Source organism: Myroides sp. C1519 (assembly GCF_038039755.1).
Lineage (GTDB): Bacteria > Bacteroidota > Bacteroidia > Flavobacteriales > Flavobacteriaceae > Flavobacterium > Flavobacterium phaeum_A.
The window spans coordinates 14,134-27,970 of the sequence record NZ_JBBPHM010000018.1; the positions used below are offsets into that span (position 1 = coordinate 14,134).

A 13,837-nucleotide genomic window follows, 5' to 3' on the forward strand; every position below is an offset into this window, starting at 1 on the left:
AAAAAAGGGAGCTTTTTAAAAGCTCCCTTAATCTAAATATATAAATACTCTTATTTAGCAGTGTTTTCTTTCGCTGCAAACTCATCTACGAAGTTGTCATTTACAGTATAATCTTTAGTCATTAATTCACCAAAGTTTACTTTTTCTTTCTTTCCAAAGCGATTTCCAATCTTATCAAAAATAGAATAGATAATTGGTACAATTACCAAGGTTAAGAATAGAGAAGAAAGTAGTCCTCCAATAATTACTACAGCTAATCCGTTGTTCATTTCAGAACCAGCACCACTTGCTAAGGCAATAGGCACCATTCCGATTACCATTGCAATTGTAGTCATTAAGATTGGACGTAAACGCGCGTGGTTGGCAGCGATTAATGCATCGTGTACGCTGTCTCCTGCTTCAACTCTATGGTTGGCAAAATCCACTAATAAAATCGCATTCTTACATACCAAACCAATCAACATAATGATACCTAATATGGTAAAGATATTCAGCGATATATTGGCAATTGCCAAGGCTAATAAAGCTCCAATAAAAGAAAGAGGAACGGCAAAAATTACGATAAATGGTTTTGAGAAACTGTCGTATAAAGCTACCATCACCAAGTAAACAAAGATAATTGCAGCTAATAAAGCAACTCCTAATGTACCGAAACCTTCTTCTTGGTCTTCCATTGTTCCAGACCATTGGTAGTTTACTCCCGCTTTTTTCTCTAATTGATCAAATTGCGCTAACCATTCGTTTCCGATTTGTCCTGGATCTCGTCCTATCGTTTGTGATTTAATAGTTACAGATGGCGTTTTATCTCTTCTTTCCAATACAGAAGGTCCTGAGCTATAAGCAACAGTTGCGAATTGTTGTAATTTGATATTTTGTCCTACGTTATTCATAAACGAAATATCCTTTACATCATCAATTGTTCCTCTGGCATATTCTTGGAAACGGATGTTGATATCATATTCATATTCCCCAGCTCTAAACTTACTATCTGTATTTCCATTGAATGCCGTTTGCATAGTCATACCAACCGTATACATATCTAACCCTAAAGCAGCCATTTTATCACGGTCAACTTGTACATTAATCTCTGGACTACCAGTTTCAGAAGTTAGTTTTACCTCCATAGCACCTGGAATCTGCTCTAAAATGTCTTTAGCTTGAATAGCAAAATCCATAGCATCGTCTAAAGAAGATCCTGTCACTGTAAGGGAAAGAGGAGCCTCTTCAGCACCAATTAATCCTACAGGAACGGTTTTGATTTTAGCATCAACAACAAGTGGTGCTAATTCGTTTTTCAACTTTGCAGCATAAACGAATGAGTTGTCTTTACGTTGTTTTTTATCAACTAATACAACTTGAATTTCCGATTTATACTTAGTCCCTTGAATTCCGCCATACCCTTCAGAAGATTGTCCAACTGTGGTGATTAAATCCTGAATTTCTGGTTTTGTTTGCAGGTATTCTTCTACTTTTTGAGTTACCTTATTTGTTTGTTCAACAGATGCATCTTTTGGCAATTCTAATTGAACAAGGAATTCTCCTTTATCTGTTTTAGGGAAAAACTCGAAACCGATATATCCCATTGGCGCTAAAGCAATCGATGCAAAGAATGTGATACCTACTACAATTAATACAATAATTGTGTTGCGAGTAGAGTTTAACGACCACACTAATAAGTCAGAAATAGCGTGCGTAAAACTGCTTAATCCTTTTTCAAAGTTGTGCAATATTTTACCAAAGAAAGAACTTGGTTTAATTACTTCAATTTTTCCATAACGCGATGATAACCACGGAACAATTGTAAATGATACCAATAAAGAAAGCATTGTAGCAATAATTACGGTAACACAGAATTGTTTAATAATGTTTGGAACCAATCCTGATGACATTGCGATAGGTAAGAATACAACAACAATTACTAAGGTAATTGCGGTTACAGTAAACCCAATTTCTTTTGCACCGTCATAAGAAGCGCGTACTTTGTTTTTCCCCATCTCCATGTGGCGGTGAATATTTTCAATTACCACAATGGCATCATCCACAAGAATACCAACTACTAACGATAGTGCTAATAAACTCAATAAGTTTAATGAGTATCCAAATAAATATAGTCCAAGGAATGTTGCGATTAATGATAATGGAATTGCTACCATTACAATTAAGGCATTTCTGAAACTATGTAAGAAGAAAAGCATTACAAAGGCCACTAACACAACCGCTAAGAAAAGGTCAAAAATAACCGAGTTTGCTGCCTTCAATGTAAATTGAGACGTATCGTTAGCAATGTGTATTTTTAAGTCAATATCACTATTGTTATTTTCTACTTCAGCAATAGTTTGGTGTACAAGCTCACTAATTGTCACAGCATTCGCATCTGATTGTTTGATGATTTGCATTAAGATAGTTGACTTTTGATTTAATCTCGCGATTTTCTCAATCTCTTTAATACCATCTTGTACATCAGCAATATCACTTAGACGAATGTCAATTCCTCCTTTAGAAGCAATAACAAGTTCGCGCATTTCCTCTACGTTCTTGTATTTACCTGCTAAACGGATTAATGTTTGTTTGTCGTTTGATTTTACGTTTCCTGTTGGGAAGTCAAGGTTAGACGCCAATATCATTTGTTGAACCGCAGGTACGTTTAAACCATAAGCTTCAATTTTCTTTGGATCAAGTAATACTTGGATTTGTCTCTCCTCACCACCAATTAATTCAACTTTAGCTACTCCGTTTACACGAGAGAAGATAGGTTGGATTTTCTTGTCTAATAAATCGTATAACTCCTTTTCATTTGAATTACTCGTAACGCTCAATGTCATAATTGGCAAGTCACTTAGCGAATATTTTTGAAGAGAAGGAGGGTCAACGTCTTTCGGTAAATCTTTTAAGATGGCATTAATTTTACGTTGTGCATCATTTAAAGATAAATCAACATCAGCCTCAGAAGTCAATGCAATCATTACAGTAGATAAGCTTTCAAAAGACATAGCCTCTACCTTTTTTACATTTTCTAAAGAAGCCACTGCATCTTCTATTTTTTTGGTTACAGTATTTTCTATTTCAGAAGGCGAAGCCCCTGGATAAACAGTAGCTACCGTAATTACGTTAACTTCAAATTTTGGGATTAATTCATAGCTCAAGTTTTTGTAACTATAAATACCTCCTAAGATTAAAGCGATAAATAAAACGATAATAATACTTGGTCGTTTTATTGATATTTCTGCTATTTTCATAAGTAAATCCTTTAGGGATGTTATTTAATGATTGTAACAGATGCGTTATCTGTTAAGTTGATTTGTCCTGAAGTGATAACTGTATCCCCTTCTTTAAGTCCGTCTAAAATTTCTACGAAGTCCCCAAAGTTTCTACCTGAAACAACTGTTTTGGCAATCGCTTTATCATTGGCAACTGTGTAAATTAAATTCGAGCTAACACTACCTACAAAGGCATTTCTTGGAACCATTAAGATAGGAGTAGCTTGGTTTTCTTCAGAGTCAAAATAAGCAGAGCCATACATACCAGCTCTTAATTTAGCATTGGCATTATTTGTAATTAGTAAGTCCACCGGAAAGTTTAAAGCAGCATCAGCCTTAGGAGCGATAAAAGTAACTTTACCTTGAAACTCTTCATTTGACAATACACTTGCTTTAACCTTGATGATATCCCCATTTTTTAAGTTAGCAACGTGTTGTTCGTCAACATTAACTCTCAACTTCAATTGATTTACGTTTACTAATTCAAAAAGAGGAGCACCAGGAGCAACGAAAGTTCCTAATTCAACGTGTTTTTTATTGATGATTCCGTCTATAGGAGCCTTGATATGTGTATCATTAGCTGTGATTCTTGCAGAGTTAAGATTAGCCTCCGCATTTTTAACTAATAATTTCACTTGGTCTAATTGCTGTTTAGTTACCCCACCCGTAGTGAAAGCGCTTTCAAAGCGAGCCAAATCAGCTTTAGCAGTAGCATAAGCCGCTTCTGCATTTTGTAATTGCACATTGATTTGGTCAACATTTATCAAGGCTAAAGCTTGTCCTTTTCGCACAGAAGCACCTTCGTCAACCAATAATTTGATAACGCGTCCAGGAGTTTCAGCTGAGATAATTACCTCTTGAAAAGGCACAAAGTTTCCATTAGCTTTATAATTAGCGTTTATGTTTTGAATTTTAGCTTGTTCCGCACGAACAGAAATAATAGTACTTTTTTCTGCTACAATAGCTGTTTCTGCTTCGTTTTTAGATTTATTGCTTGTCAATATATAGGCAGTACCACCAAGTAGTGCAATCACTACAAGAGCTGTAATTATTTTTTTCATAGTATAAGGTGTTAGTCAAGTAAAGATTTTAATTCCCCTTGTGCTTTTATCAATTGTATTTCAGATAATTTATAATCAAGTATAGATGTAGTGTAATTGTTTTCTGCTTGCGTAAAAGCATTTTCAGCATTCAGTAAGTCAGTTAAAGTAGCTAATCCGTGTTTGTAATTGTTTTGGATATTGCTTAAAATACTTTTAGCCAATGCGACATTATCTTTTTGAATGTTGATTGAAATCAGAGCGTTTTCAAGTGATTTCTGTGCATTTTTAAAAGCCAATGTCAAGGCGTTTTTTGTATCTTGTAATTGCACGTCTATTTTGTCCAATTCAATTTTCACTTGTCTTACTTTAGCTCTTGTTTCAAAACCGTTAAACACGGGAACTTTTAAGCTTAATCCAACCATTGCATTATTAGTCCAGAATACACCTTCACTTGGTTTCTTGCCCCAAACAAACTCACTTCCTGTTCCTTGGTAATTCATCGTACCAAAAGCAGCAAGAGAAGGGTAGTAGTCAGCTTGACTTGCTTTTTTCTTGTAATTCAGTAAATCCTTTTGTTTTTCAAGCAAGTGAATTTCTGTTCTATTGTCTATTTTATTGTCTAATAGTACAACAGACTCATCAATATCGAAAGAGTTGTTGGCTAAAGTAATTTCCTCATTTAAGTCCATTCCAATTAAAAACTTCAAAGCGTTTTGTTGTAAGTCAACCGCATTAACGATTTGTTGTCTTTGTGCTTGTAGGTTGCTTAAACTCACTTTAGTACGATCTAAGTCAATCTGAGTTGCCAAACCGTTTTTATGTAAGTCCTCAATAATCTTCATTATTTTCGTTGTACTTGCAATAGTAGTTTCAATTGTAGACAACATTTCTTTCGCTTGGAAAACTTGGTAATAAGTAGTAGAAACCTTCTCAATGATTAATTCATCAGTCAACTCTTTGTTGATGATATAAAAATCTTTAGCCGTTCTTGCTGCCTTCAAGCCCATAAAAACAGCTTGGTTGAACAAAACTTGTGAAACCGTAGCAGTAGCTTGAGAGTTCCACTTTAGGTTAACCGGAATCATTTGAGTTTGATCACCTAAAGTCAGTGGCATTTTTTGAATAAGAGGGTTGTTAACTACATTAGCTTCAATATTCAAGTGAGGCAAAGCATTTGCGCGGACCTCTTCAATTTGATATTGACTATTTCTGATATCTAAATCAGCAATTTTAGCTTCAGCTTTAAATTCTAAAGCGTGTAGTAAAGCATCTTTAAGTGAAAGCTCTCTATTTTGCGCAATAGCAAAAAAACTGAAGAGCAATAGTACAGACGTTAGCGTGTATCTATTCATTCGTGTTTTTATCTTTAATTAATTTTTCAAATAATTGTACCCCTTTTTCTGTAGCGATACTTCTGATATGGTATTCTAAATGTTGACTGTGTATTTCTTTCTGATCAAACTCTTCGATTGGGAAGTATTCAATATCATCAATAGCACAAACCGAAGCCAAGTGGAATCTCGATACATATTCGATGTCTATATTGTTTCTATAAACCCCTTCTTTGATTCCTTTCTCTAAGTTTCTTTGGATGATGTGTAAATACTTTTTGCGGTGAAAAGCTTTTTGTTTTTCACAAACCTTAGGATAGTATTTATTTAGTTGATACAAAGAAGCAGAAGCATCAATGGCAAAAATCTTATCGATGTCTTCGTGAGACATAACTATTTCTTCAATTGCTCCGTGGTTTTTAGCAATAGTAATTTCTAATTGTTCAATGAATTTTTGATTTAAGTAAACTAAACTCTTTTCAATCAATTCAGGTTTAGAACTATAATATTGATAGATTGTTTTTTTAGAGATAGACAATTCAGATGCGATATCATCCATTGTAACAGTCTTATACCCTTGAGCTAAAAACATTTCTGTCGCCTTTAATAAAATTTCAGATTCCATAAGTTTTTGTTTTGTGGAGGCAAATATACTATGGAAACTAAATAAGTTTTAAAGTTTCCGTGGTATTAAGAAAACTTTAACTTGTTAAAAAGTTTCCGTGTTTAGAAGTATTAATGTTAGGATAGTCGTTATACTTAAAAAAAACGCGTATTTTTACGCAAAATTTTTAGTGAAATGCAATCAATCGTTAAATACAAAGAGCAGATCTCTGCTTTTATAGAGTCTATTTCGTTAGATAGATCCCCTAAGGATTTATACGATCCTATCTCATATATTTTATCCCTTGGCGGAAAACAAATCCGTCCGGTATTAACATTAATGTCCGCTGAAGTTTTCGGAATAGAAGCTAATAAAGCGATTCATGCAGCTACTGCCATCGAATTGTTTCACAATTTTTCATTGATGCACGACGATATTATGGATGATGCGTCATTGCGAAGAGGGAATGCGACAGTACACGAGAAATGGGATGTGAATACGGCTATTCTGTCAGGAGATGCAATGTTGATTTTAGCATATCAATATTTTGAGCAATATGAGCCAGAGACATTTAGAGATTTAGCAAAATTGTTTAGTAAAACAGCCATTGAAGTATGTGAAGGACAACAGTGGGATATTTGTTTCGAAAAGAGGAATGATGTTCAGATTCCAGAGTATTTAAAAATGATTGAATACAAAACAGCTGTTTTAGTTGGAGCTGCTCTAAAAATGGGAGCAATAGTGGCCAAGACAAGCGAGCAGAATGCAAATGATATTTATGATTTTGGATTAAACTTAGGAATTGCTTTTCAATTACAAGATGATTATTTAGATGCTTTTGGAGATGAAGCAACGTTTGGGAAAATGATAGGAGGAGACATCCTTGAGAATAAGAAAACGTATTTATACTTGAAAGCATTAATTAACGGAACAACTGAGCAGAAAGAAGAATTGATTACCTTCTTTTCAACAACAGAAGGAGATGAGAATGCAAAAATTAAACGTGTAAAAGAGTTATTTGTAGAGACTGCTTCAGCAACAGATTCGCAAGCGTTGATTAAAGAGTACACAGAAAAAGCACTTGCAATTTTAGAAGCAATGGATATACCTGCAGATAAGAAAGAATTATTGCAAGTATTCAGTAATGAATTAATGAATAGAAGAGTTTAAATAAAATACTATGTTACAAGCTGTAGAATATTTAGAGCAACAAATTAATGAGCCACATTTTTTTGATGACTTGGTAAAACAAGTTCAGAAAGACTTTCAGATGGCTGTTGATTTAGATATTGTATTTACAGCGCAGACTCCTGCTGAATTAGTATCTCAGGTAGTCAATGAGTTACATAGAGTAATAACTTCGACATCTGTTTCAAAGTTTTCAAACCTATTATATAGAGTTGATGTATCAGAAGCAGATGTCAAAGCTATTAAAAGTCAAGATATAGAAGAATATCTTGAACGCATTACATTCTTGTTGTTAAAAAGAGAATTTCAGAAAGTGGTTATTAGAAATACATTCTAACAAACGGCATATAAGCCCCACCATAAACCATATCTTTTTCTTTATATAAGACATTATAACGGATACCTATAGTTACAGGACCACTGCTATAACCTATTCCTAAAAACAGGGCAGTATTCCAGAAATTATCACTCATTTTTTCTTTGTCGTGATAAGTATAATTATTATTAACTCTTAACTGTTCAAGTTCAGCTGAAAATTGTAATTGAGGTATTGGGTTAGACAAAGCGATTAAACTTCCCCCATATAACCACGAATCATATTCTTTTATAGAAGAATAATAGTACCCTCTATCTTTACTTTGTATGTAGCTACCTTGTAGACCTACACCAGCGCTAAAGTACTCATTTACTTGGTAAATAGCACTTGGAGCAATCATAATATCAGTATAACCGCTTCCAAACCCTACACCTAAACCACCACCAAATTTCCAATTTTTATTAAAATCGTGATTTTTGGTATTATTTTTGGATTCTTGTGCAAGAATAGGAGTGGAGGTATTTAAAAAAAACGATATTGATAAAAAAAGCAATAAAGAGTTGACATTAAATATTTTCATTTCTGTTTTGTGGATTAATTATGAGATAAAAATAAGTAAAAACTTAGAGTATTCTCATAAAGAGTTTGTATTTTTGTATGTATAATATTTAAACAAAAGGTCTTTAGACGAAATTATGGATAGATATTCCTTTTTAAATGCGGCGCACACTGCATTTTTTGCTGAGTTATATGATCAATATTTAGAAAGTCCTGATAGTGTTGAGCCAAGTTGGAGAGCATTTTTTCAGGGTTTTGACTTCGCAAATGAATTCAGTGATGGGCCTGTAGAACGGTTGTCACAAGCATATACTTCACCGACAAGCAATGCTAGTGTAAATAATTCAGGTCAGATAGAGCAAGTTCAAAAAGAGTTTGCTGTACTACGCTTGATTGACGCATATAGAACTTACGGGCACTTGTTAACTAAAACAAACCCAGTAAGAGATAGAAAAGTTGAACATCCCGATTTGAGTTTAGAGAAGTTTGGTCTTTCTCAAGCTGATATGAATGTTAGCTTTGAAGCTGCTAAAACAATACAACTTCCAACATCAACTTTATCACAAATTCTTGCACAGTTAGAAAAAGTTTACTGTTCAACGTTAGGGATAGAATACAAGTACATTACTGATGAAAAAGCAGTAAATTGGATTCAGAATCACTACGAAGCACCAGAAGCGAGATTTAACAGTGAAGAGAAAAAAGAGATACTTCACAAGTTGATTGAAGCTGTATCATTTGAAAACTTCCTAAACACAAAATATGTTGGACAAAAACGTTTCTCATTAGAGGGTCTTGAAGCTGCTATACCAGCGATGGATTTCTTGATGGATTCTGCTGCTACAAAAGGAGTAGAGGAAATCGTAGTGGGAATGGCGCACAGAGGACGTCTTAACGTTTTAGCAAATGTTTTCAAGAAACCAGCAAGAGAGATTTTCTCTGAGTTTGACGGAAAAGATTATGATACTGAGGAAGGATTTGATGGAGACGTTAAATACCACTTAGGTCTTACATCAACTCGTAAAACAAGAACAGGGAAAGAAATTCAAGTAAACTTAACACCTAACCCTTCTCACTTAGAGACTGTAGGTGCAGTTATTGAAGGTATTTCAAGAGCAAAACAAGATACTGTTTTCGCTGCTAATCCAGCAAAAGTGTTACCAATTGCTTTACACGGAGATGCTGCTATTTCTGGACAAGGTATCGTTTACGAAATTGTGCAAATGGCACAATTAAGAGGATACAAAACAGAAGGAACAATTCACGTTGTATTGAATAACCAAGTAGGATTTACTACAAACTATACAGATGGTCGTACTTCTACTTACTCTACTGATATTTCAAAAGTAACAGGATGTCCTGTACTTCACGTAAATGCAGATGATACTGAAGCTGCAGTAAGAGCATTCTTATTCGCTTTAGACTATCGTATGGAATTTGGTCGTGATGTATTCATTGATATGGTAGGTTACCGTAAATATGGACACAACGAAGGTGATGAGCCTAAGTTCACTCAGCCAATTTTATATAAATTAATTGCTAAACACCCTAACGCACGTAATATTTACAATGCAAGATTGTTAGAAGATAAAGTGGTTGACGATAACTTCGTTGCTTCTTTAGAACAACAATACAAAGGAGCTTTAGAAGAAGATTTAGAGATTTCACGTAAAAACGAATTCGCTAAAATTAGAACATTTATGGAAGAGAACTGGGAAGGATTTGAACTTGCTGGAACTCAAGAAATGTTAGCTGATTATGATACGAAAGTATCAAAAGAAGTTTTAACGGATATCGCAAATGTAATTACTGAATTACCAGGAGATAAAAAATTCATTAATAAAGTAAAACGTCTAATCGGAGACAGACAAGCGATGTTCTTCGAAAAAGATAAGTTAGACTGGGCAATGGGTGAATTATTAGCTTATGGTTCTTTATTGACTGAAGGATACGATGTTCGTATGTCTGGACAAGACGTAGAGCGTGGTACTTTCTCTCACCGTCATGCAGTAGTTAAAACAGAAGATACTGAAGAGTCAATCATCTTGTTAAACCAATTGAAAAACCAAAAAGGACAAATGAGAATTTTTAACTCATTGTTAGCTGAATACGCTGTTTTAGGTTTTGAATATGGTTATGCATTGACAAATCCAAATACATTAACAATTTGGGAAGCGCAGTTTGGAGATTTCTCTAATGGTGCACAAATTATGATGGACCAATATATTTCTGCTGCAGAAGATAAGTGGACAAGTCAAAACGGTATTGTGATGTTATTACCTCACGGGTATGAAAACCAAGGAGCAGAACACTCATCAGCACGTTTAGAGCGTTATTTACAATTGTGTGCTGAGCACAATATGTTTGTAGCAAACTGTACGACTCCTGCAAACTTCTTCCACTTAATGAGACGTCAAATGGTTACTAAATTTAGAAAACCATTAATCGTAATGTCTCCTAAGAGTTTATTAAGACATCCATCAGCAGTTTCTTCAATCAGTGAGTTTACTGACGGTAAATTCCAATTTGTTATCGATGATAACGGAGTTGAAGCTAAAGATGTGAAATCATTAGTATTCTGTAGTGGTAAATTCTATTACGACTTAGTAGCTAAACGTGAAGAGTTAGGTAGAAAAGATATTGCATTTGTTCGTATTGAGCAATTGTTCCCATTACCTATCGAACAAATGAAAGAAGTTATTGCTAAGTATTCAAATGCAGACGATTATGTTTGGGCTCAAGAAGAACCTAAAAATATGGGAGCATATGGACATATGTTAATGAACTTCCACGAAAAACCTTTACGTTACGCAGGTACAAAAGCATATAGTGCTCCAGCTTCTGGAAGTTCTACACGTTCTAAAAAACGTTATGCTTATGCGATAGCTAAAGTATTCGATAAGAATTTATAAGAAAAACAGTATTTTTACAAAACAATATTTAATAAAAGAATATACAGATGAGCATCTTAGAAATGAAAGTTCCTTCGCCAGGTGAATCAATTACAGAAGTTGAAATCGCTACTTGGTTAGTTAAAGATGGAGATTACGTTGAAAAAGACCAAGCGATTGCTGAAGTAGATTCAGATAAAGCAACTTTAGAGTTACCTGCAGAAGAAAGTGGTATTATCACTTTGAAAGCTGAAGAAGGTGACGCAGTAGCTGTTGGTCAAGTAGTATGTCTAATTGATATGAGTGCTGCTAAACCTGCAGGAGGTGCTTCTACAGAGGCTAAACCAGCTGCTGAGGCTCCAAAAGCAGAAGCTCCAAAAGCTGCACCAGTGCAAGCTCCAGCTGCAACTTATGCAACAGGAAGTGCTTCACCAGCTGCTAAGAAAATTTTAGATGAGAAAAACATCAACCCTGCAACTGTTTCAGGAACAGGAAAAGATGGAAGAATAACTAAAGAAGACGCTTTAAACGCTAAACATTCAATGGGTACTCCAACAGGAGGATCAAGAGGAGAAGAGCGTAAAAAAATGTCTATGTTACGTCGTAAAGTTGCTGAGCGTTTAGTTGAGGCTAAAAACACAACAGCTATGTTAACTACTTTCAATGAAGTTAACTTGACTAATGTAAATAAATTAAGAAGCGAATATAAAGAAGTATTCAAATCTAAACACGGTGTTGGATTAGGATTTATGTCTTTCTTTACAAAAGCTGTAACTCGTGCATTAGAAATGTATCCAGATGTAAACTCTATGATCGATGGTCAAGAGCAAATCAAATACGATTTCTGTGATGTTTCTATCGCTGTATCAGGACCAAAAGGATTAATGGTACCAGTAGTTAGAAATGCTGAGTTATTATCTTTCCGTGGAGTTGAAGCTGAAATCAAACGTTTAGCTATCAGAGCACGTGATGGACAAATTACAGTTGATGAAATGACTGGAGGTACATTTACTATTACTAATGGTGGTGTATTTGGATCTATGTTATCTACTCCAATTATCAACCCTCCACAATCTGCTATCTTAGGTATGCACAATATTATTGAGCGCCCTATCGCAGTAAACGGACAAGTTGAAATTCACCCAATGATGTATTTAGCACTTTCTTATGACCACAGAATTATTGACGGACGTGAGTCAGTTGGTTTCTTAGTGGCTATTAAAGAAGCTTTAGAAAATCCGGTTGAGTTGTTAATGGACAACAATCCTAAAAAAGCATTAGAACTTTAGTAGAGCTAAGTTTTAAGGACTATATAGAAAAGGCTAATCTCTTATGGAGGTTAGCCTTTTTCTTTTGTTTTATAGTGAAAAATAAGTGTTTGTTATTAATTGACACAATGTTGGATTGGGTAGCTTGTAGCCTTGATGTTTGTTGGGTTTGTTGTTTTTTGATTAAAATAAGTTGCTGTAAATGAGAGAATTGTGTAACTGCTTGACTTATAGGTATTGTTAATAACTTTAGTTTTTTGTGGATAAGTTATACGGCGTTCAATTTCGTATCATGTAAAAAATGACAATCTTTGTTTACTTAACATCGTTAAGTAAACATTTCATATGTTGAAAATTGTCTAAATCTTTATAATGAAAATCCTATGAGTATTCAAGAACCTATTTTAACAGAGAATAAAAATCGTTTTGTTATTTTTCCAATTAAACACCATGATATTTGGGACTGGTATAAAAAAATGGAAGCAAGTTTTTGGACTGCAGAAGAGATTGACTTACATCAAGATTTATCAGATTGGAACAACAAATTGAATGAAGATGAACGTTATTTCATTAAACATATTCTTGCATTTTTTGCTGCATCTGATGGTATTGTAAATGAGAATTTAGCTGAGAACTTTGTAAATGAGGTACAATACCCAGAAGCAAAGTTTTTCTACGGTTTCCAAATTATGATGGAAAACATCCATAGTGAAACATATTCTTTGTTAATCGATACCTACGTTAAAAACGAAGAGGAAAAAGATAAATTGTTCCGCGCAATTGAAGTGTTTCCTGCTATTATGAAAAAGGCAGAATGGGCATTGAAATGGATTGAATCAGATTCATTTGCTGAGCGTTTGATTGCTTTTGCTGCTGTAGAAGGAATTTTCTTTTCAGGATCTTTTTGTTCAATTTTCTGGTTGAAAAAACGTGGATTAATGCCAGGGTTAACTTTCTCAAATGAGTTGATTTCAAGAGATGAGGGATTACATTGTGATTTTGCAGTTCACTTACACAACCACCACTTGATTAATAAAGTGCCAAAAGCGCGTATTAGAGAGATTTTAGTAGATGCTTTAGATATTGAGCGCGAGTTTATTACTGAGTCGTTACCAGTAAGTTTAATAGGAATGAATGCTGTTCTAATGACACAATACTTAGAGTTTGTTACAGACCGATTATTAGTAGAATTAGGATGCGAGAAAGAATACAATGTAAGCAACCCTTTTGATTTTATGGATATGATTTCTCTACAAGGTAAAACTAACTTTTTTGAAAAACGAGTTTCGGAATATCAAAAAGCGGGAGTTATCAGTAAAGAAGAAGGGGGTAATAAAATTAGCTTTGATGCTGATTTTTAATTAATAATAAATAGCTAAAA

The 13,837-nt window shown here is 34.4% G+C and carries 10 protein-coding genes; 5 read left to right on the forward strand and 5 right to left on the reverse strand.

Annotation, left to right across the window (positions count from 1 at the left end; genetic code table 11):
* Positions 1-50: 50 nt before the first annotated feature.
* From AABL81_RS10525 to AABL81_RS10540, 4 genes are read right to left on the reverse strand one after another with little or no spacing between them, the layout of a single operon-like run.
* On the reverse strand, positions 51-3,236 hold the full coding sequence (locus AABL81_RS10525) for an efflux RND transporter permease subunit (RefSeq protein ID WP_158210065.1): 3,186 nt from the start codon (positions 3,234-3,236) through the stop codon (positions 51-53).
* A gap of 20 nt (positions 3,237-3,256) precedes the next feature.
* On the reverse strand, positions 3,257-4,318 hold the full coding sequence (locus AABL81_RS10530; protein ID WP_341341004.1) for an efflux RND transporter periplasmic adaptor subunit: 1,062 nt from the start codon (positions 4,316-4,318) through the stop codon (positions 3,257-3,259).
* An 11-nt stretch (positions 4,319-4,329) separates the two neighbouring features.
* Entirely contained in the window at positions 4,330-5,652 is a 1,323-nt protein-coding gene (locus tag AABL81_RS10535) for a TolC family protein (protein WP_341341005.1), read from the reverse strand.
* Positions 5,645-6,256: a TetR/AcrR family transcriptional regulator gene (locus tag AABL81_RS10540; RefSeq protein ID WP_158210068.1), complete on the reverse strand. Its 612-nt coding sequence runs from the start codon at positions 6,254-6,256 to the stop codon at positions 5,645-5,647. The genes AABL81_RS10535 and AABL81_RS10540 overlap by 8 nt, the downstream gene beginning before the upstream one ends.
* A gap of 174 nt (positions 6,257-6,430) precedes the next feature.
* On the opposite strand from AABL81_RS10540, the gene AABL81_RS10545 reads away from it, so the two are divergent.
* Positions 6,431-7,405 carry a polyprenyl synthetase family protein gene (locus AABL81_RS10545; RefSeq protein WP_341341006.1) on the forward strand — a complete coding sequence of 325 codons (975 nt, stop codon included), beginning with the start codon at positions 6,431-6,433 and terminating at the stop codon, positions 7,403-7,405.
* A gap of 10 nt (positions 7,406-7,415) precedes the next feature.
* A complete protein-coding gene (locus AABL81_RS10550) occupies positions 7,416-7,760 on the forward strand; it encodes a hypothetical protein (RefSeq protein ID WP_158210070.1) in 345 nt (114 codons plus the stop codon).
* Here the strand turns inward: AABL81_RS10550 and AABL81_RS10555 are convergent.
* Positions 7,744-8,319: a hypothetical protein gene (locus AABL81_RS10555; RefSeq protein ID WP_341341007.1), complete on the reverse strand. Its 576-nt coding sequence runs from the start codon at positions 8,317-8,319 to the stop codon at positions 7,744-7,746. The genes AABL81_RS10550 and AABL81_RS10555 overlap by 17 nt on opposite strands.
* 115 nt (positions 8,320-8,434) lie before the next feature.
* Here AABL81_RS10555 and AABL81_RS10560 point away from each other — a divergent pair, with 115 nt between their 5' ends.
* The 3 genes from AABL81_RS10560 (at position 8,435) to AABL81_RS10570 (ending at position 13,817) form a co-directional block, all read left to right on the forward strand.
* Complete coding sequence (locus AABL81_RS10560; RefSeq protein ID WP_158210072.1) at positions 8,435-11,209, forward strand: 2-oxoglutarate dehydrogenase E1 component; 2,775 nt, start codon at positions 8,435-8,437, stop codon at positions 11,207-11,209.
* A 47-nt stretch (positions 11,210-11,256) separates the two neighbouring features.
* Positions 11,257-12,477 carry a 2-oxoglutarate dehydrogenase complex dihydrolipoyllysine-residue succinyltransferase gene (gene odhB / locus AABL81_RS10565; RefSeq protein ID WP_158210073.1) on the forward strand — a complete coding sequence of 407 codons (1,221 nt, stop codon included), beginning with the start codon at positions 11,257-11,259 and terminating at the stop codon, positions 12,475-12,477.
* Positions 12,478-12,839: 362 nt separating this feature from the next.
* The gene (locus tag AABL81_RS10570) at positions 12,840-13,817 is read left to right on the forward strand and encodes a ribonucleotide-diphosphate reductase subunit beta (protein ID WP_090405650.1); all 978 of its coding nucleotides are present in this window, start codon (positions 12,840-12,842) and stop codon (positions 13,815-13,817) included.
* Positions 13,818-13,837: the final 20 nt, after the last annotated feature.